Source organism: Burkholderia sp. IT-111MI5 (assembly GCF_949752865.1).
GTDB classification, from domain to species: domain Bacteria; phylum Pseudomonadota; class Gammaproteobacteria; order Burkholderiales; family Burkholderiaceae; genus Burkholderia; species Burkholderia pyrrocinia_C.
Window position 1 is genome coordinate 167,364 of the sequence record NZ_CATKIF010000072.1, and the last position, 18,705, is coordinate 186,068.

14 protein-coding genes and 1 pseudogene are annotated in these 18,705 nt (G+C 68.0%); 11 read left to right on the forward strand and 4 right to left on the reverse strand.

Annotation, left to right across the window (positions count from 1 at the left end):
• The first annotated feature begins 6 nt into the window (after positions 1–6).
• The 5 genes and pseudogenes from xylF to ACM6JT_RS33835 form a co-directional block, all read left to right on the forward strand.
• Positions 7–1,035, forward strand: coding sequence for a D-xylose ABC transporter substrate-binding protein (gene xylF, locus ACM6JT_RS33815; RefSeq protein ID WP_414858081.1), 1,029 nt, complete (start codon positions 7–9; stop codon positions 1,033–1,035).
• 60 nt (positions 1,036–1,095) lie between these two features.
• Positions 1,096–2,655 carry a D-xylose ABC transporter ATP-binding protein gene (xylG, locus tag ACM6JT_RS33820; RefSeq protein ID WP_414858082.1) on the forward strand — a complete coding sequence of 520 codons (1,560 nt, stop codon included), beginning with the start codon at positions 1,096–1,098 and terminating at the stop codon, positions 2,653–2,655.
• Positions 2,652–3,866, forward strand: coding sequence for a sugar ABC transporter permease (locus ACM6JT_RS33825; protein WP_414858083.1), 1,215 nt, complete (start codon positions 2,652–2,654; stop codon positions 3,864–3,866). Before xylG ends, ACM6JT_RS33825 begins: the two co-directional genes overlap by 4 nt.
• A 56-nt stretch (positions 3,867–3,922) precedes the next feature.
• Positions 3,923–4,231: a hypothetical protein gene (locus ACM6JT_RS33830; RefSeq protein WP_152603968.1), complete on the forward strand. Its 309-nt coding sequence runs from the start codon at positions 3,923–3,925 to the stop codon at positions 4,229–4,231.
• Positions 4,232–4,234: 3 nt separating this feature from the next.
• Positions 4,235–4,447: pseudogene (locus ACM6JT_RS33835) on the forward strand (ArsB/NhaD family transporter); the annotation flags it as partial.
• A 30-nt stretch (positions 4,448–4,477) separates the two neighbouring features.
• On the opposite strand, the gene ACM6JT_RS33840 reads toward ACM6JT_RS33835, so the two are convergent.
• Both ACM6JT_RS33840 and ACM6JT_RS33845 read right to left on the reverse strand, forming a co-directional pair.
• Entirely contained in the window at positions 4,478–6,583 is a 2,106-nt protein-coding gene (locus ACM6JT_RS33840; RefSeq protein ID WP_414858084.1) for a TonB-dependent siderophore receptor, read from the reverse strand.
• Positions 6,584–7,263: 680 nt separating this feature from the next.
• Positions 7,264–7,965 (reverse strand): FadR/GntR family transcriptional regulator, encoded by a 702-nt coding sequence (locus tag ACM6JT_RS33845; protein WP_034182412.1) that lies wholly within the window; start codon positions 7,963–7,965, stop codon positions 7,264–7,266.
• A 233-nt stretch (positions 7,966–8,198) separates the two neighbouring features.
• Here ACM6JT_RS33845 and ACM6JT_RS33850 point away from each other — a divergent pair, with 233 nt between their 5' ends.
• The 6 genes from ACM6JT_RS33850 to ACM6JT_RS33875 all read left to right on the forward strand — a co-directional run bounded on the left by ACM6JT_RS33850 (position 8,199) and on the right by ACM6JT_RS33875 (position 14,748).
• The gene (locus ACM6JT_RS33850) at positions 8,199–9,743 is read left to right on the forward strand and encodes a sugar ABC transporter ATP-binding protein (protein WP_414858085.1); all 1,545 of its coding nucleotides are present in this window, start codon (positions 8,199–8,201) and stop codon (positions 9,741–9,743) included.
• The gene (locus tag ACM6JT_RS33855) at positions 9,736–10,767 is read left to right on the forward strand and encodes an ABC transporter permease (RefSeq protein WP_034182410.1); all 1,032 of its coding nucleotides are present in this window, start codon (positions 9,736–9,738) and stop codon (positions 10,765–10,767) included. Before ACM6JT_RS33850 ends, ACM6JT_RS33855 begins: the two co-directional genes overlap by 8 nt.
• A 38-nt stretch (positions 10,768–10,805) precedes the next feature.
• On the forward strand, positions 10,806–11,753 hold the full coding sequence (locus ACM6JT_RS33860) for an ABC transporter substrate-binding protein (RefSeq protein WP_175749198.1): 948 nt from the start codon (positions 10,806–10,808) through the stop codon (positions 11,751–11,753).
• Between the two features lie 73 nt (positions 11,754–11,826).
• Positions 11,827–12,843 (forward strand): aldo/keto reductase, encoded by a 1,017-nt coding sequence (locus tag ACM6JT_RS33865; protein ID WP_105392564.1) that lies wholly within the window; start codon positions 11,827–11,829, stop codon positions 12,841–12,843.
• Positions 12,840–13,715 carry an amidohydrolase family protein gene (locus ACM6JT_RS33870; protein ID WP_414858086.1) on the forward strand — a complete coding sequence of 292 codons (876 nt, stop codon included), beginning with the start codon at positions 12,840–12,842 and terminating at the stop codon, positions 13,713–13,715. Before ACM6JT_RS33865 ends, ACM6JT_RS33870 begins: the two co-directional genes overlap by 4 nt.
• A gap of 22 nt (positions 13,716–13,737) precedes the next feature.
• Entirely contained in the window at positions 13,738–14,748 is a 1,011-nt protein-coding gene (locus tag ACM6JT_RS33875; protein WP_414858087.1) for a zinc-binding alcohol dehydrogenase family protein, read from the forward strand.
• Between the two features lie 115 nt (positions 14,749–14,863).
• Here ACM6JT_RS33875 and ACM6JT_RS33880 read toward each other — a convergent pair whose 3' ends face one another.
• Both ACM6JT_RS33880 and ACM6JT_RS33885 read right to left on the reverse strand, forming a co-directional pair.
• A complete protein-coding gene (locus ACM6JT_RS33880) occupies positions 14,864–16,822 on the reverse strand; it encodes a phosphatase PAP2 family protein (protein WP_414858088.1) in 1,959 nt (652 codons plus the stop codon).
• A gap of 189 nt (positions 16,823–17,011) precedes the next feature.
• Complete coding sequence (locus ACM6JT_RS33885; RefSeq protein ID WP_243567296.1) at positions 17,012–18,598, reverse strand: methyl-accepting chemotaxis protein; 1,587 nt, start codon at positions 18,596–18,598, stop codon at positions 17,012–17,014.
• Positions 18,599–18,705: the final 107 nt, after the last annotated feature.

Sequence of the window (18,705 nt, forward strand, 5' to 3'; positions counted from 1 at the left end):
GGAGACATGAAATCCGTAACGCGTCGTACCGTATTGAGTGCGCTGGCAGGCGCCGCCGCGATGGCGGCTCTCACGCTTGGCGCGCCGCTCGCGCATGCGAGCAAGGACAAGCCGGAAATCGGCTTCTGCATCGACGACCTGCGCGTCGAGCGTTGGTCGCGCGACCGCGACTATTTCGTGGCCGCCGCCACGCAGCTCGGCGCGAAGGTGTCCGTGCAGTCCGCGGATGCGAGCGAGGCTCGGCAGATATCGCAGATCGAGAACCTGATCTCGCGCGGCGTGGACGTGATCGTGATCGTGCCGTTCAATTCGAAGACGCTCGGCAACGTCGTCGCCGAAGCGCGCAAGGCGGGCATCAAGGTGGTGTCGTACGACCGGCTGATTCTCGACGCCGACGTCGATGCGTACATCTCGTTCGACAACCAGAAGGTCGGCGAACTGCAGGCGCAGGGCGTCTACGACGCGAAGCCGAAGGGCAACTATTTCCTGCTCGGCGGCGCGCCGACCGACAACAACGCGAAGATGCTGCGCGAAGGACAGCTGAAGGTGCTGAAGCCGGCGATCGACCGCGGCGACATCAAGGTCGTCGGCCAGCAGTGGGTGCCGGAGTGGAGCGCGTCGACCGCGCTGCGGATCGTCGAGGATGCGCTGACCGCGAACAACAACAAGATCGATGCGATCGTCGCATCGAACGACGGCACCGCGGGCGGCGCGATCCAGGCGCTCGCCGCGCAGCATCTGGCCGGCAAGGTGCCGGTGTCCGGGCAGGATGCGGACCTCGCGGCGGTCAAGCGCGTGATCGCCGGCACGCAGACGATGACCGTCTACAAGCCGCTGAAGCTGATCGCGAGCGAAGCGGCGAAGCTTGCGGTGGATCTCGCGAAGGGCACGAAACCCGCGTTCAACGCGCAATACGACAACGGCAAGAAGAAGGTCGACACGGTGCTGCTGCAGCCGACGCTGTTGACCAAGCGCAACGTCGACATCGTCGTGAAGGACGGCTTCTATACCCAGGCGCAGCTGGCGAGCCAGTAACGGCGCGGCGCGCGGACGGCCCACCGGTGCGTCCGCGCGCATACTGCGAGGCATGAGCGAATGACCGAACCCTTGCTGACGATGCGCGGCATCGTCAAGGATTTCGACGGCGTGAAGGCGCTCGACGGCATCGACCTGACGGTGCGGCCGGGCGAGTGCGTGGGGCTGTGCGGCGAGAACGGCGCGGGAAAATCGACCTTGATGAAGGTGCTGTCGGGTGTTTATCCGCACGGCACGTGGGACGGCGAGATCCGCTGGGAAGGCGCGCCGCTCGTCGCGTCCGGCGTGCGCGACACCGAGCGCGCGGGCATCGTGATCATCCATCAGGAACTGATGCTCGTGCCCGAACTGTCGGTGGCCGAGAACATCTTCCTCGGCAACGAGATCACGCTGCCGGGCGGCCGCATGCACTACGCGGCGATGGTCCAGCGCGCCGAGGAGCTGCTGCACGAGCTGCGGATCGACTCGATCAACGTCGCGCAGCCGGTGATGAACTACGGCGGCGGCCACCAGCAGCTGATCGAGATCGCGAAGGCGCTGAACAAGCGCGCGAAGCTGCTGATTCTCGACGAGCCTTCGTCGTCGCTGAGCGCTTCCGAAACGCGCATCCTGCTCGACATCGTGCGCGACCTGAAGCGCCGCGGTGTCGCGTGCGTGTATATCTCGCACAAGCTCGTCGAGGTCGAGGCCGTGTGCGACACGGTGTCCGTGATCCGCGACGGCCGCCATGTCGCGACCGAGCCGATGCGCACGCTGACGACCGACCGGATCATTTCGATGATGGTCGGCCGCGAGATCCGCGACCTGTATCCGCGCGAGCCGCACGAGATCGGCGACGTCGTGCTGGAAGCGCGCCACGTGACCTGTCGCGACGTGACGAACACGCGCCGCAAGCGGGTCGACGACGTGTCGTTCAGCGTGAGGCGCGGCGAGATCCTCGGCGTCGCCGGGCTGGTCGGCGCGGGCCGCACCGAGCTGATGCAGGCGATCTTCGGCGCGTATCCGGGCGCGTGCACGGCGACCGTGCTGATGAACGGCCGGCCGCTCACGATCCGCTCGCCTGCCGACGCGATCCGCGCCGGCATCGCGATGGTGCCCGAGGATCGCAAGCGCCACGGCATCGTGCCGCAGCTCGGCGTCGGCCACAACATCACGCTGGCGGTGCTGCGGCGCTTCGCGGCGCGCGGGCGGATCGACGCGGCCGCCGAGCTGGACGCGATCCGCACCGAGATGCAGCGGCTGTCGGTGCGCGCCGCGCACCCGTTCCTGCCGATCTCGAGCCTGTCCGGCGGCAACCAGCAGAAGGCCGTGCTCGCCAAGATGCTGCTGGCCGAGCCGCAGGTGCTGATTCTCGACGAGCCGACGCGCGGCGTCGACGTGGGCGCGAAGGCCGAGATCTACCGGCTCGTGTTCGCGCTCGCGAAGCGCGGCGTCGCGTTGATCGTCGTGTCGTCGGAAATGCCGGAGGTGCTCGGGCTCGCCGACCGCGTGCTGGTGATCGGCGAAGGCGAGCTGCGCGGCGATTTCGTCAACGACGGCCTCACGCAGGAACAGATCCTCGGCGCCGCGCTGAAGCCCGCGCGGCGTCCGACCGAACCCACCGTATCGAGTGCGACATGAATTCCGAACTTTCTTCCTCTACTCCGGCGGCACCGGACGCCGACGCGCGCGGCCGTTCGACCGGCCGTCCAACCGGCCGTCCGCTTCGCCAGGTCTTCGTGCGCTACAAGATCCTCGCGCTGCTGTTCGCGGTCGTCGCGATCTGGGCGTTTTTCTCGGTGCTGACCGACGGCGCGTTCGTCACGCCGCGCAACGTGTCGAACCTGCTGCGGCAGATGTCGATCACCGGCATGCTCGCGTGCGGGATGGTGTTCGTGATCATCGCGGGCGAGATCGACCTGTCGGTCGGTTCGCTGCTCGGGCTGCTCGGCGGCGTCGCGGCGATCCTCGACGTGAACCGCCACTGGCCGGTCGCCGCGACGGTGCCGGCCGTGCTCGCGCTCGGCGTGCTGACCGGGCTCTTCAACGGCTGGTGGTCGACCTACCGGCGCGTGCCGTCGTTCATCGTCGGGCTGGGCGGGATGCTCGCGTTTCGCGGGATCCTGCTCGGCGTGACGGGCGGCTCGACGATCGCGCCGGTGTCGGACGGCTTCGTGTTCCTCGGGCAGGGCTATCTGCCGCGCGTGGCCGGCGACGGCCTCGCGCTGCTGCTGTTCGCGCTCGTCGTGCTGCTGGTCGTGCGGCAGCGCGGCACGCGGCGCCGCTACCGGCTCGCGGTCGCGCCGCTGTGGCAGGACGTCGTGAAGATCGCGGGCGCGGGCGCAGTGCTGCTCGCGTTCGTCGCGACGCTCGACCGCTACGGCGGCATTCCGGTGCCGGTGCTGCTGCTGCTCGCGCTGCTCGGCATCTTTTCGTGGATCGCGACGCAGACCGTGTTCGGCCGGCGCATCTACGCGGTCGGCTCGAATCTCGAGGCGACGCGGCTGTCGGGCGTCGATACGGATCGCGTGAAGCTCGCGATCTTCGCGCTGATGGGGCTGATGTGCGCGTTCGCCGGCATCGTGAACACCGCGCGGCTCGCGGCCGGCTCGCCGTCCGCGGGCTCGATGGGCGAACTCGACGCGATCGCCGCGTGCTTCATCGGCGGCACGTCGATGCGCGGCGGGTCGGGCACCGTCTACGGCGCGCTGATCGGCGCGCTCGTGATGGCGAGCCTCGACAACGGCATGTCGATGCTGGACGTCGACGCGTACTGGCAGATGATCGTCAAGGGCGCGGTGCTGGTGCTGGCGGTGTGGATCGACGTGGTGTCGCGCTCGAACCGGCGCTGACGCGGCGCCCGGCCGCCGGTCAACGAGAGGACGACATGAGACGGAACCCGGTTCCCATGCCCGGTGTCTCCGCGCTGGCGGCTGCGCCGCTCGCGAAGCCGGACGTCGAACACGACCACGCGCCGGTGCTCGGCCTGGGTGATCCGCGCGACCGCCGCGTCATCGCGGATGCGCTGCGCGCGCTGCTGCGCGAGCGCTCCGAAGCGCTCGCGTTCGCGATGCGCATCGCGGACGAGCGCAACCAGCCGAGGCCCGATCCGAACGATTTCGCGCTGACCGACATCATTCGGCTGGCGCGTGTCGTCGAGCGCGCGGAGCGATGCGGCGACGCCACGCGCGAGGTCGCGCCTGTCGCGGCGCGCTGACAAACCCCGCAAACGGTGATCGACGCGATACTCATCGGCGTCGACCTGGGCCCGAACCTGTCCGTCACCGGATCGCTCGCGACGATTCTGTGGCTCGCGGCGATCCGGCGCGAAGGGCAGCGGGTCGGCTTCGGCGAGTTTCTCGCGGTCGGCGCATGCGTGATGTTGCCGGCGTTGCTGCTCGCGCTGGCCGCGCGGCTCGCGCTCGGCGCCTGACGCGCGACCCTCGCCAGGCGACCGATTCGACTAGAACGAGTAGGAGAGCGACGCAAACAGGCTGCGCGGCGCACCCGGCGTGACCCACAGGCTGTTGTACGAGCTGACGTAGGTCGTGCGATTGAACAGGTTGTTCAGCACGACCGACGCGCGCAGGTGCTTGTCGACCTGCACATAGCCGTTCAGCTGCACGGTCGCATAGGCCGGCAGCTCGAAGCCGTCCTGCGTGTTCGCGGTGTTGCCGGCGCGGCGCCCGACATAGATCAAGCCCGTGCCGATGCCGGCCTTGTCCGCGAACGGCAGCGCGGTTTCGTACATGAGCAGCGCGCTGCCGCTCAGCTTCGGAATGTCGACGAGGCGCGCGCCGGGCGTCAGTACGGCATCGTGCGTGACCTCGGCATCGACGTACGCAAGGTTGACGATGCCGCGCAGGCCGTGGCCCAGGTCGCCGTTCCATTCGAATTCGACGCCGCGGCTGCGCACCTCGCCGGCCGCGCGCGAGAAGCCGGCGTTTGCCGGATCGGCGGTCAGCACGTTGCGCTTGTTGACGTAGAACGCCGCGACCGTCGCGAGCCAGCGCGTGCCGGCCCATTTCGCGCCGGCTTCGTAGCCGTGCCCCTTCTCCGGGTCGAACGCGCGGCCGTTGGCATCGGCGCCGTTGTTCGGCCGGAACGAATACGCGGTGTTCGCATACAGCGACAGCGCGGGGGTCATTTCGTACACGACGCCGAGGCGCGGACTCAACGCGGTCTGCAACTGGCTGCTCGTCACGCCCTTCAGGCGGTTCTCGACCGACTGGTGGAAGCGATCCCAGCGCAGCCCGGCGAGGATTTTCCAGTGCGGCCCGAACGCGAGCGTGTCCTGCGCGTAGGCGCCTTGCCCGTCGTCGCGCTCGAGCAGGTTGGTCGCGGTGCGCAGCGCGGGCGTCGGCTGGCCGTAGACCGGATCGAAGATGTCGATCGCATACGGCGCGGCGGCGCTCGGCGTCGAGCGCGCGACGAACTGGTCGTAGTTGAAGCGATACGCATCGACGCCCATCACGAGCGTGTGGCCGATGCCGCCGGTGCGGAACTTGCCGGTCGTTTCGAGGCGGCCTTGCAGGTCGTTCGAGTGAAACGCGACTTGCCGGTAGCGGCGCCACAGCGTGCGCCCGTCCGGCTGCAGCGCGAACGCTTCGGACGAGCGGCCGGACAGGTCGGTGTCGCGCTGCGCGAAGCCGGCATTGATCGACCAGTTCGCATCGACGCGATGCTCGAGCGTGAACTGGTGGCCCGTGTTGCGCACGTCGTAGTCGCCGTCGCGCGGCTCGCCGAGGAAGCGCGATGCCGGAATCGCGCCGAGCTGCCCGTTGACCGCCACCACGCCGCGATCGAGCGGCGCGCGCTGGCGCACGCTTTCGAACTCGTAGTGGAGCGTCGTGTCCGCGCCGATGTCCCACGTGAACGACGGTGCGAACAGGTAGCGTTTGCTCGACACCGTATCGCGGAAGCTGCCGTTGTTCTCGTTCATCGCGACGAAGCGGTACGCGAGCGATTTCGTGACGGGCCCGGTCGAATCGAGCGTCTGGCGCAACGCGCCGTAGCTGCCGGCCGATATGCCGATGGTGTTCGAGCGCGCGAACTGCGGCTGCTTCGTGGTGTAGCTGATGAGCCCGCCCGGATCGCCGCGGCCGTACAGCGCGGACGCAGGCCCCTTGAGCACTTCCATGCGCTCGAGGTTGGCGGTGTCGCGCGGCACGCTGATCCCGCGATTCCACGAGAAGCCGTTGACGAGGTAGTCGGTGCCGGACGTGTTGCCGTCGCCGGCAAACCCGCGCACCGCGTAGTTGTCCCACAGGCCGCCGAAGTTGTTCTGCCGCGCGACGCCGGCAACCCAGTCGTACAGGTCTTCGCCGCGCGTGGCGGCGACGGTCTGGGCCAGTTTCGCGTCGACGCTGCTGACCGCGAACGGGATTTCCATCACGTCCGTCTCGGTGCGCGTCGCGCTCGTCGATTCGGGCGCGCGAAACGGCGCGGTCGCGCGCTGCCCCGAGACCTCGATGGCGGGCAGCGACAACTCCTGCGCATCGGCGGCGCTCAGGCCGGCCGTGCCGACGACGATGGCCATCGGTGCGGCCGCCCAGTTCTTCCTGCTCATACCCCGTCCTTTGATGTGGTCTGCGTCCGGGCATGGCGGATGGCCTCGCGCCGACGTCGGTGTTCCAAACAGTACATTCGCGCCGAAATTTAATGCAAATGAGAGGCATTTGCAATCGTAAGTTGGTGGTGTTGCTGCGGGGGATGCGAAGCGCCCGGAAACGGGGCAGCGACCGTAGGCGCTTGTGCGGCCATTGGTGCTTGTAAATGCCGAATTGCGGGAATTTAGTTGGATCTGGGCGAGACGTGAAGCGCTGGGGCGGCGGCGTTTTGTGCCGGAAATGTGCGGCGAGAATCGGGTAAATGTGGATCGAATCGGCCGAATGGCGGCATTTTGGATGTTTGACAAATATCTCCCGGAAGCTGCCGTGCAGCCCGACCAGTCGTGCCGACGATCATATCCGGGAAAAAACGTCGGGTGACGTGTCGGCAAGACGCCGTTGCCCGGGGCGCGTCACCTGTAAACGTTGCGTCGCGGATAGCGACGGGTAAGCGCAAGGAAAATGATAAAAGCCCGAAATGCGTGACAGGCCGGAGAATGGATTGTGATGTTTCGCGGAATGACTTACTGAAATCCCTCTATAAAGGATTTGATTTAATGTCGGACCGGGGGTTTACACACGGTGCCGCGCGACGCGTTGCGCGAAGGGCGACAAGGGCGCGAAGGCGCCCGTATGCCGCTTAATCCGGGTCGGATTTCAGGCCACCGTCGATCCATCGCGCTTCGGACGCGCGAAGATGCGCGCGGATGGCCGTCTGGGCCGCAATCGGGTCGCCGGCCTGCAACGCGTGGAGTATGTCCTCGTGCTCCCGCACGGCGACGGTCCAGGTCTGAGGATTCTCCGCGTGGCCGCGCATGGCCGCGGCGATCGGGTCGTGGCGGCTGTCGAACAGCTCGCCGACGAAGCGGGTGAGCACCGAATTGCCGGCGGCTTCCGCGATCAGCATGTGGAACTGCCGGTCGGCTTCGACGGGCGATTTGCCGGCCTCCGCGAGCCGCTTCATGCGCTGCACCGTGCGGCGCAGGCGATCGAGCATCGCGGCCGTCATCCGCGCCGCGGCCAGCGCGGCGACGCTGCCTTCGATGGCCGCGCGCGCCTGCATCAGTTCCGACGGGCTGTCGCCGAGCGTGCCCATCGTGCCGACGTCGTCGGCCGCCGTGTCGCGCACATAAACGCCGGAGCCCATCCGGATCTCGATCTGGCCGCCGATTTCCAGCGCGATCAGCGCCTCGCGAAGCGACGGACGCGATACGCCGAGCGTCAGCGCCAGCTCGCGCTCGGGCGGCAGGCGTTCGCCGACCGCGAATTCGCCCTGACGAATCAACGCGACGATCTGGGCCGCGACCGATTGGTAAAGCCGCTTGGGTTCTGTCGATTTCATCCGATGGATCTTGGTCAATGCGCTTTCCGCGCAAGCGCGCGTCGCAAAGTCTATCACGCTCGCCGTGTCGCCCTGAACGGCAGCCCGTTCGTGCGGATGTGCGGGTTTTCACTATTGGTAAGAGCGGATTGAGATATATAAATTGGCTTGACCAAAAGTGGCTGGATTGCTGTAATTCATCGAAATTGGACTGACCAGACGAAAGCCAGGTCGGCCCTTCCCAAGGAGACGCAATGGCAATGCCTCGCAATCTGCCCGGTCAGGCCGCACAGCACGAAGCGGACCGGGAGATCCTGCGCCTGGAGGGGATTCGCAAGCGCTTCCCGGGCGTCCTCGCGCTCGACGGGATTCGCCTCGACCTGCGCCGCGGCGAGGTGCATGCGGTGTGCGGCGAAAACGGCGCGGGCAAGTCCACGCTGATGAAGATCATCAGCGGTCAGTACCTGCCCGACGAGGGCGTCGTCCACTATCGCGGCGCGCCGGTGCGGTTTCGTTCGGCCTCCGAAGCGCAGGCGGCCGGCATCGCGATCATCCACCAGGAACTCAATCTCGTGCCGCACCTGAGCGTGGCGGAGAACCTGTACCTCGCGCGCGAGCCGCGGCGCGGGCCGTTCGTCGACACGAAACGGCTCAATGCGGATGCGGCACGCTGCATCGCGCGGATCGGCCTGAACGTCGCACCGACGACGAAGGTCGGCGTGCTGTCCATCGCGCAGCAACAGATGGTCGAAATCGCGAAGGCGCTGTCGCACGACGCGCGCGTGCTGATCATGGACGAGCCCACGTCGTCGCTGACGGAGTCGGAAACGGTGCAGCTGTTTCGCATCATCGAGGAACTGCGTGCCGACGGCGTGGCGATCCTGTACATCTCGCACCGGCTCGACGAAATGGCGCAGATCGTCGATCGCGTGACCGTGCTGCGCGACGGGCGCCACATCTCGACCGACGATTTCGCCGACGTGAGCATCGACGAAATCGTCGCGCGCATGGTCGGGCGGACGCTCGACGACGCGTATCCGGCGCGGCAGTCGACGCCGACCGGCGAAGTGCTGCTCGACGTGCGGGAACTGCGCCGCGACGGCGTGTTCGGGCCGGTGTCGTTCATGCTTCGCAAGGGCGAGATCCTGGGCTTTGCCGGACTGATGGGCGCCGGGCGCACCGAAGTCGCGCGCGCGATCTTCGGCGCGGACCGCCCGGACGGCGGCACGATCGCGCTGCACGGCCGGCCCGTGACGATCCGCTCGCCGCGCGAGGCGATCCACCACGGCATCGCGTATCTGTCGGAGGACCGCAAGAAGGAGGGGCTCGCGCTGCCGATGCCCGTCGCGGCGAACCTCACGCTCGCGAACGTGCGCGGCATCGCGTCGCGCCTGGGCTTCCTGCGCTTCGACGACGAGCTCGACGTGGCGCGGCGCTACGTGCAGGACCTCGCGATTCGCACGCCGTCGGTGCAGCAGGTCGTGCGCAACCTGTCCGGCGGCAACCAGCAGAAGGTCGTCATCGGCAAATGGCTGTATCGCGGCTCGAAGATCCTGTTCTTCGACGAGCCGACGCGCGGCATCGACGTGGGCGCGAAATTCGCGATCTACGGGCTGATGGACCGGCTCGCCGCCGACGGCGTCGGCGTGGTGCTGATCAGTTCGGAACTGCCGGAGCTGCTCGGCATGACCGACCGGATCGCCGTTTTTCATGACGGTCGAGTGACCGCGTTTCTCGACACCCAACACACCAGTCAGGAGGAGATCATGCACTATGCGTCGGGGCGTCCCCATGCTTGAAATGACATCGGATCGAAGCCAGGCCGACGAACGGGCGGCGCGACAGCGGCGGCGCGACCTCATCCAGAAGTTCGCGGCGCTGGGCAGCCTGGTCGTGCTCGTGTTCGCGTTCTCCGTCTCGAGCGCGGCGTTCTTCTCGGTCGACAACCTGATGACCGTCGGCCTGCAGGTGACCTCCATTGCGTATCTCGGCGTGGCCGCCACCTGCGTGATCATCACCGGCGGCATCGACCTGTCGGTCGGCTCGGTACTCGCGCTGGCCGGCGTCTCGTCCGCGCTGCTGGTCAAGGCGGGCGTGCCGGTGCCGGCGGCCATGGCGGCCGGGATCCTGGTCGGCGCGCTGTGCGGGTTCGTCAACGGCATCTGCGTGACGCGCATGGGCCTGCCGCCGTTCATCGCGACGCTCGGCATGATGCTCGTCGCGCGCGGCATCGCGCTCCAGATCACGGGCGCTCGGCCGGTATCGGATCTCGGCGACGCGTTCGGCGCGCTGGGCAACGGTGCGCTGCTGCGCATCTCGCGCATCGGCGCGGACGGGTTCCCCGACACGACGTTCCCCGGCATTCCGTATCCGGTCGTGATCATGGTCGTGCTGTTCGTCGTGGTTTCCGTGCTGCTGTCGAGAACGTCGCTCGGCCGCCATATCTACGCGGTCGGGTCGAACGCGGAGGCGGCGCGGCTGTCGGGCGTGAACGTACAGGGCGTGAAGCTCTTCACCTACGTGCTGTCCGGCGCGCTCGCCGGCGTGACCGGCTGCGTGCTGATGTCGCGGCTCGTCACCGGGCAGCCGAACGAGGGCGTCATGTACGAGCTCGACGCCATCGCCAGCTCGGTCATCGGCGGCACGTCGCTGATGGGTGGCGTCGGCACGATTTCCGGCACGGCGATCGGCGCGTTCGTGATCGGCGTGCTGCGCAACGGCCTGAACATGAACGGCGTGTCGAGCTTCATCCAGCAAATCATCATCGGCGTCGTGATCCTGGGCACGGTCTGGATCGACCAGTTGCGCAATCGCCGGCACTGACCGGCAGCAGTTCCCACCAACGAGAAGCGGAGCGAGACATGAACAAATCCATCCTGCTGGCAGCATCGGCATGCCTGTTCGCGGCATGCAACAGCGGTGCGTACGCGGCGGGCGGCGAGATCGCCGTGATCGTCAAGACGGTCAACTCGAACTACTGGCAGAACGTGCAGAAAGGCGCGAAGGCAGCGCTCGACGGCGCCAAGGGCTACACGATGACGTTCCAGGGCCCCGCGGCCGAGTCCGACATCAGCGGGCAGGTCAACATGGTCGACAACGCGGTCACGCGCCATGTGGCGGGCATCGTGCTCGCGCCGTCCGATCCCGATGCGCTCGTGCCCGCGATCAAGAAGGCGTGGGAAGCGCACATTCCGGTCGTGCTGATCGACTCGGCGATCTCGGATGCCGGCAAGCCGTATTACCAGGCATTCCTGTCGACCGACAACGAGAAGGCGGGCGCGCTGTGCGCGAAGGCGCTGATCGACCGCGTCGGGCAGTCCGGCAAGATCGCGATCATGTCGTACGTGCCGGGCGCGGGTTCCGAAGTCAGCCGCGTCGGCGGGTTCCGCAAGTACATCGCGAGCCATTCGAAGCTGCAGATCGTCGGCCCGTACTACTCGCAGTCGCAAATGGCGAACGCGCTGAACCAGACGACCGACGTGCTGTCGGCGAACCCCGACCTGAAGGGCATCTTCGGCGCGAACGAGCCGACCGCGGTCGGGATGGGCCGCGCGCTGAAGCAGTCGGGCAAGGCGGGCAAGGTGGTGGCGATCGGGTTCGACGGCAACGAGGATCTGCAGGGCTTCGTGCGCGACGGCACGGTGCAGGCGATCGCCGTGCAGGGCTCGTGGCAGATGGGGAACCAGGGCGTGCGCACGGCGCTCGACGTCGTCGAACGCAAGCCGGCGCCGAAGCTGATCGATACCGGCGTCGTGATGGTCGACAAGCAGAACCTCGATTCGGAGGCGGCCAGGAACGTCCTGTACTGAGCGGCCGCGCAAGCCGCCCGCGCGCGGGCGGCGATTGCGCGCCGCGCCTCTTTCCCGCATCCAGTCACCACTCATGAACGCAAACGAAATGCGCGCATTGCCGCGCAGCGGGCTGACGGTGTCCGCGCTCGGCCTCGGCTGCTCGCAGCTCGGCGGCCTCTATCGCCCGATGTCGGCCGCCGATGCCGGCTCGCTCGTCGACGCCGCGTGGGCCGCCGGCCTGCGCTACTTCGACACCGCGCCGTATTACGGCTACACGCTGTCCGAGCGGCGCGTGGGCGCGGGGCTCGCCCCGCGCGAGCGCGGCGCGTTCACGCTCAGCACGAAGGTCGGGCGCCTGATGCGCGCCGACGCGAGCGTGCGCCCCGGCGACGACGGCTGGGCCGAGCCGTTGCCGTTCCGGCCCGTCTACGACTACAGCTACGACGGCATCATGCGGTCGCACGACGACAGCCGGCAGCGGCTCGGGCTCGCGCGGATCGACATCCTGTACGTGCACGACATCGGCGCTATGACGCACGGCGATCGTCACGCGCACTACTGGGAACAGCTGACCCGCGGCGGCGGGTTTCGCGCGCTGGACGCGCTGCGCGCGGGCGGCGAGATCGGCGGGTTTGGTCTCGGCGTGAACGAATGGGAAGTCGCCGCCGATGCGCTGAACGAAGCCGCGCTCGATGCCGTGCTGCTGGCCGGCCGCTACACGCTGCTCGAACAGACGGCGCTCGAACCGTTGCTCGACGCGTGCCGCCGCGCCGGGACGGGCATCGTGGTCGGCGGCGTGTTCAATTCCGGCGTGCTGGCCGGCAACGGCAAGTTCAACTATGCGGATGCAAGCGCCGACGTGATCGACAAGGCCGCGCGGCTCGGCGCGCTGTGCAAGCGCTTCGACGTCCCGCTGCCCGCTGCCGCGCTGCAGTTTCCGTTCGGCCATCCGGCGGTCGTGTCGTGCGTGGTCGGCGCGCGCAGCGTGGCCCAGCTGCAACAGAACCTCGAATGGTTCGAGCGCCCCGTGCCGGCCGAACTGTGGGCCGCGCTGCGCGACGAAGGGCTGATCGCGGCGCGCGCACCGGTGCCGGGAGCGCGCGCATGACGGCACGCATCGACGCCCATCAGCACTACTGGCGGATCGGCGCGCGGGCCGGCTGCTGGCCGCCGGCCGAACTCGACGCGATACACCGCGATTTCGGCCCCGCCGATCTGGCGCCGCTGCTCGACGCGGCGCGCATCGACCGCACCGTGCTCGTGCAATCGCTGCCGAGCGACGCCGACACGCGCTTCCTGCTCGATCTCGCGGACGACACCCCGACGGTCGGCGCGGTGGTCGGCTGGGTCGACCTGAAGGCCGCCGACGCGCCGGCGCGGATCGCGGCCTTTGCGGCGGCGCCGAAAGCGCGCGGGTTGCGCCCGATGCTGCAGGATCTGCCCGACGATGCGTGGATCGACGATCCGATGCTGGATCGCGCGGTCGCCGCGATGCTCGAGCATGCGCTGCGTTTCGATGCGCTGGTGATGCCGCGCCATCTCGATGCGCTGCATGCGTTCGCGCGGCGCCACCCGGATCTGCAGATCGTGATCGACCACGGCGCGAAGCCGTTCATCGAGCGCGGCGAGCTGCAGCCGTGGCTGTCGGCGATGTGCCGCCTCGCGAGCCTGCCGAACCTGCACTGCAAGCTGTCCGGCCTGTGGACCGAGGCCGGGCCGTCGGCCGGCGCGGACGCCGTGCGAGCGCGCACGCGGCCTTATGTACATGCACTGGCCGACCTGTTCGGGCCGGCGCGACTGATGTGGGGCAGCGACTGGCCGGTGCTGCGGGTCGCGTCGGCGTGCGGCGGCTACGGCGACTGGCTGGCCGCGTGCGAGGACGACTGCGCGCAGTTCCTCGGCTCCGCGGCGCTTGCCGACCTGTTCGGCGGCAACGCGCGCCGCTTCTACCGGATCGACGCCGCGCGCGGCGGTGCATGAACCCGATCGACAGGAATCCGCCATGCTCAGCGTGATTTGCGAATCCCCCGGCGTGCTGCACGTGCAGCATCGCGAACCGCCCGTGCGCGGCAGCGGCGAAGTGTTGTTGCGCGTGCAACGCGTCGGCATCTGCGGCACCGACCTGCACATCTTTACCGGCACCCAGCCGTATCTCGAGTATCCGCGCGTGATGGGCCATGAGCTGTCCGCCGTCGTGGCCGAAGCGGAACCCGAGTCGGGGCTCGGCGCCGGCGATGCGGTGTACGTGATGCCGTATCTGTCATGCGGGCACTGCGTGGCATGCCGTCACGGCAACACGAACTGCTGCGTGAACATCAAGGTGCTCGGCGTGCATCGCGACGGCGCGCTGGCCGAATATCTCAGCGTGCCCGCGCAGTTCGTTCACAAGGCCGACGGCATTTCGCTCGACCAGGCGGCGATGCTCGAATTCCTCGCGATCGGCGCGCATGCGGTGCGGCGCGCGGCGGTCCGCCCCGGGCAGCGGGCGCTGGTCGTCGGCGCCGGGCCGATCGGCATGGCCGCGATGATCTTCGCGAAGCTGCGCGGCGCCGACGTGACGTGCCTCGACACGCGGGCCGACCGCCTGGCGTTTTGCCGGCAGCACCTGGGTGTCGACGCGGCGGTGGAGGTCGGGCCGGACGACGCGGCGCGCCTCGCGGCGCTGACGGACGGCGAGTATTTCGATGCGGTATTCGACGCGACCGGCAACCTCGATGCGATGAATCGCGGTTTCGAATTTGTCGCGCACGGCGGCAAATACACGCTGATCTCGATCGTGCGCGGGCACGTCGCGTTCTCGGATCCCGAATTCCACAAGCGGGAAACTACCTTGCTCGCGAGCCGCAATGCGACGGCCGAGGATTTCGCGACCGTGCTCGACGCGATGCGCGCGGGGCGCATTCCCGACCGCGCGCTGAACACGCACCGGATGCGGCTCGAGGACGTGCCGGATGCGCTGCCGCGTCTGCTGGACGCGGGGCAGACCGTCGTGAAGGCGCTCGTCGAATGCTGATCCGCCGCCCGTCGGGCGAAGCCGGCATGCGCGACGAACGGCCTGCCTCCGGCCGTTTCGCTTGACCGGCGCCGCCACGGGCGGCGCCGGTCCACGGATCGATGCCTGTTGCCGGTTATGACGCCGACAGCGTGATCGACACGCCCGTCGCCGTATAGACCGGCGTCGCCTTGAAGCCGTCGACCGTCACCGTCGAGAACTTCGCGGCGCCTGCTGCCGCGTCGATCAGCGCGATGGTGTCGCCGGCTTTCGGCGCATAGCCGTTCACGAACTTCACGTGCAGCGTGCCGCCCGCGACGGTGAACGCGCCGCCCACGCGCAGGCGTCCGCCGCCGTTGCCGTCGATGTCGAGTTCGAGCGTCGTGTTGTCGAGCTGCGTGTAGCGGGTCGCGATCGTCACGGGTGCGCCGGCCGCGATCCGGATGCCGCCGCCGGAACCGACATACACGTCGCCGTTGCCGAACGCCATCGTGGAAGCGGCGGCGAGCGTGCCGCCGCTGACCTGCGTGCCGCCCGTATAGCTGTTGTTGCCCGCCAGCGTCAGCGTGCCGCTGCCTTGCAGCGTCAGCTTGCCGGCGCCCGCGATGTCGTTGCGCCACAGGTCGGCGGCGTTGAGGCCGCCCTTCGACGCGTCCATCGCGACGGTCACGTTGCCGTTGAATGCGCCGTAGCCGTCGGCGGCGGCGAACAGGTTCAGCCGGCCCCAGCCTTCCGCATCGTCCATCACCGGATAGCCGGACGGCAGTTCGGTGGTCTTCAGCACGACGCGCCGCTGGTCGGCGCCCAGGTACGGGAAGCGCGTCTGCAGCAGGATCTCCGCGCCCTTCGGCACGACCGGCGGCGCGCCGGTCGCGTCGATCGCGCCGAAGCCGTACGTCATGCGGCGCGTGAACGCCGCCTTGTTCGTCGCGTAGTCGGCGAACCGGTCGGTCGCCGTCGTGCCCGAGCGCGCGAATGCCGGGAAGGTCGCATCGGTGGTGCCGGTAAGCTGCTGCAGCGTCTGGTGTGCCTGGCCGTACGCGGCCTGCGCGTCGCTCGCGTACGCGGCGAGGTTGGCCGCGCTGACGGCCAGCGCGAGCATGCGGCCGCCGATCACGTCGAGCGGCGAGTGCATGCCGGCGAGGATCCGGTTCTCGCCGAGCTCGAGGCCGCGGCCGACCATTTCCTGGAAGCGCTCGGGCACGAGCCACGCCATCGTCACCGCATCGCGCATCGCTTCGGCCTGGTGGCCGCTGATGAAGCCGCCGTCGGTCGCCGGCGTCGTGCTTTCCGCGGGCACGAGCGTGGGCGCGACGACGACGCTCGAGCTCCAGCGATACGGCCGCGCATACTTGTAGAAGCGTTTCGCGGGTTCGGTCGACGCGTTGTTGCCCATTTCGTTGAGCAGGTCGACGACTTTCCCGAAACTCGCGTTGCCGCTGCTGCCGACGCCGACGTTGTTGCCGCTGTCGTTGTACAGCACGGTCGTGGCGTCGGCCGGCACGCTGGTGATGCTGGTCGTCTGCTGGGCCGCGGTGCGCCATGCCGCGGTGAGCGGCCCCATGCCGTCGGTCACGCTGTAGCCCTTGCCGCGCCGGTCGTCGTAATAGGCGGCGTCGGCTTGCTGCGGCGTGCGCGCGGTGGTCGCGTTGACCACGTATTGCACGTTCGCCGACAGCACCGCGTCGTTCAGGCTCGTGCCGCACGGCGTGCCGTTGCCGGGCAGCCCCGTGCAGGCGGAAGGCGAGATGGCCGGAAACGCACCGTTGGCCGGCGCGGTCACGCCCGCATCGACGAGCATCGTCGACGGCTGCCACAGGTCGAGGAAGCGGCTCACCACGCGCACGGCGGCGTTGGTCGACAGCGTTGCATAACGAGCGTCGCCGCGCTGGTTGGTCGCGACGTTGTCGACGAACGCGGGCACGCTCGGAACGGGCGCGCTGTCGACGAAGCCGGGGTCGGCCGGCGGTGCCGGGACCGCGGCGTTCGTCGAGCTCGTTGCGACGACATCGTCGCCGCCGCCGCAGGCGGCCAGTAGGATCGCGGTCGACAGCGCTGCGACGTGCAGCGGGAGACGGCTCGGTGACGCAAACATGCAAACTCCATCATGAGGGTAGAAGACGGAGCATTGTGGTGGCCGATCGTGACGCGACGGTTACGAAACCGCTTCACGTCATTCGGCGCGATCGAGAGCGTCCCGCTTTCGGCGGATGATGTTCAGTTTGTGTTCCTAAACGGGACGGATATCGAAAGCAATATGGATGCCGGTAGCGGTGCGACGCGGCTACGCGTGCGATGCGCTCGCCTCCAGCCGGAACAGGGATACCGACTCGGAAAGCTGATTTCCCTGTTCCTCGAGCGACTTCGATGCGGCGGCGGCCTCTTCGACGAGCGCCGCATTCTGTTGCGTGACTTCATCCATTTGCGTGATGGCCAGGTTGACCTGCTCGATGCCGCGGCTCTGCTCGCTCGATGCCGCCGCGATCTCGCCCATGATGTCGGTCACGCGCGCCACCGCCTGCGTCACCTGGTCCATGGTGTCGCCCGCATTGTGCGCGAGCCGCGAGCCGTCCTGGATCTTCTGGACCGATTGCGTGATCAGTTGCCGGATTTCCTTCGCGGCAGACGATGAACGTTGCGCGAGACTTCTCACCTCGCTGGCTACCACCGCGAAGCCGCGGCCTTGTTCGCCCGCGCGTGCCGCTTCCACGGCCGCGTTGAGCGCGAGGATGTTCGTCTGGAACGCGATCCCTTCGATCATCCCGGTGATCTCGGCGATTTTCGACGAGCTGTCGCTGATGTCCGTCATCGTTTCGACCACCAGTCCGACCGCGGTGCTGCCGCGCTGCGCGACTTCCGATGCGTTATTGGCCAGCGAGCTTGCCTGCTGCGCGTTGTCGGCGTTCAGTCGCACGGTGGACGTCAATTCTTCCATGCTGGATGCGGTTTCCTGCAGCGATGCGGCCTGCTGTTCCGTGCGCGACGACAGATCCTGGTTGCCGGACGCGATTTCGCTCGCGCCCGTCGCGACGTTGCCGGACGCGATGCGGACCTGCGAAATCAGCCGCACCAGATTGGCCTGCATTTCGCGCATGGAGGCCAGCACGCTGCCGCGCGGCGCGTCGACGGTGGCGGACCCGGCGGCGAGGTCGCCGCCGGCGATGCGCTGCGCGATGTCGCTGAGCGTGGCCGGCTCCGTGCCGAGCGAACGGGTCAGCCCTCGCACGATGATGACGCCCGCCGCCACCGCGCCCGCGACGGCGGCGAGGCAGATGATCATGAGCAGCATCCGCCGGGACGCATAACGGTCTTCCGAGTCTTTCACCATCTGCACGGAGCGTTCGCGCGTGTACAGCGCATAGGCCTGTGTTGCGTCGACCAGCTGCGCCAGAAGCGGTCGACATTGTTCGTTCATCATCGTGATGGCCTGATCGCGCCGGTTGTTCAGCGCGGCGTCGACGATCGCCCGCGCCACCGGGCCATACGTGGTTTCGATCTGGTTGATTTTCCGTACCAGCTCGCGCGCCTTGTCCGTCGCGTCGGTGCCTTCACCAACGGCGTTCCTGAGTTCGGCGAGCCGCGCGCTGACATCGCGGTCGGCCTGCAGTGCGGCTTCCTTCTCGATCTCCGTATCGCGTGGCGTTGTCACGAGCACCAGGTTGCGCGCCGCGATGGCGCGCCGATCGACGGCGACGCGTACTTTGTCCGTCAGGTCGGCGCGAGCGTTGAGGCCGTTGACGTAATTCGCGAATACCTCGTTCGCGTTGCTGAGCGATACGATGCCGAGGAACGAAACGAGCAGCACCACGCATGCCAGAAGGCCAAATGTAAGGGTGAGTTTCGTGCGAACCGTTAGCTGTTTGCTATGCATCTTTCGGGATCCGTTGCGTTGATGTTGGGTAGCGTTCCTTATTATCGGACTGGTTAAAAAAGTATTTAGGGTGCTTGAAAGGCGCAATCGTTTGCGGGGCGAGAAAC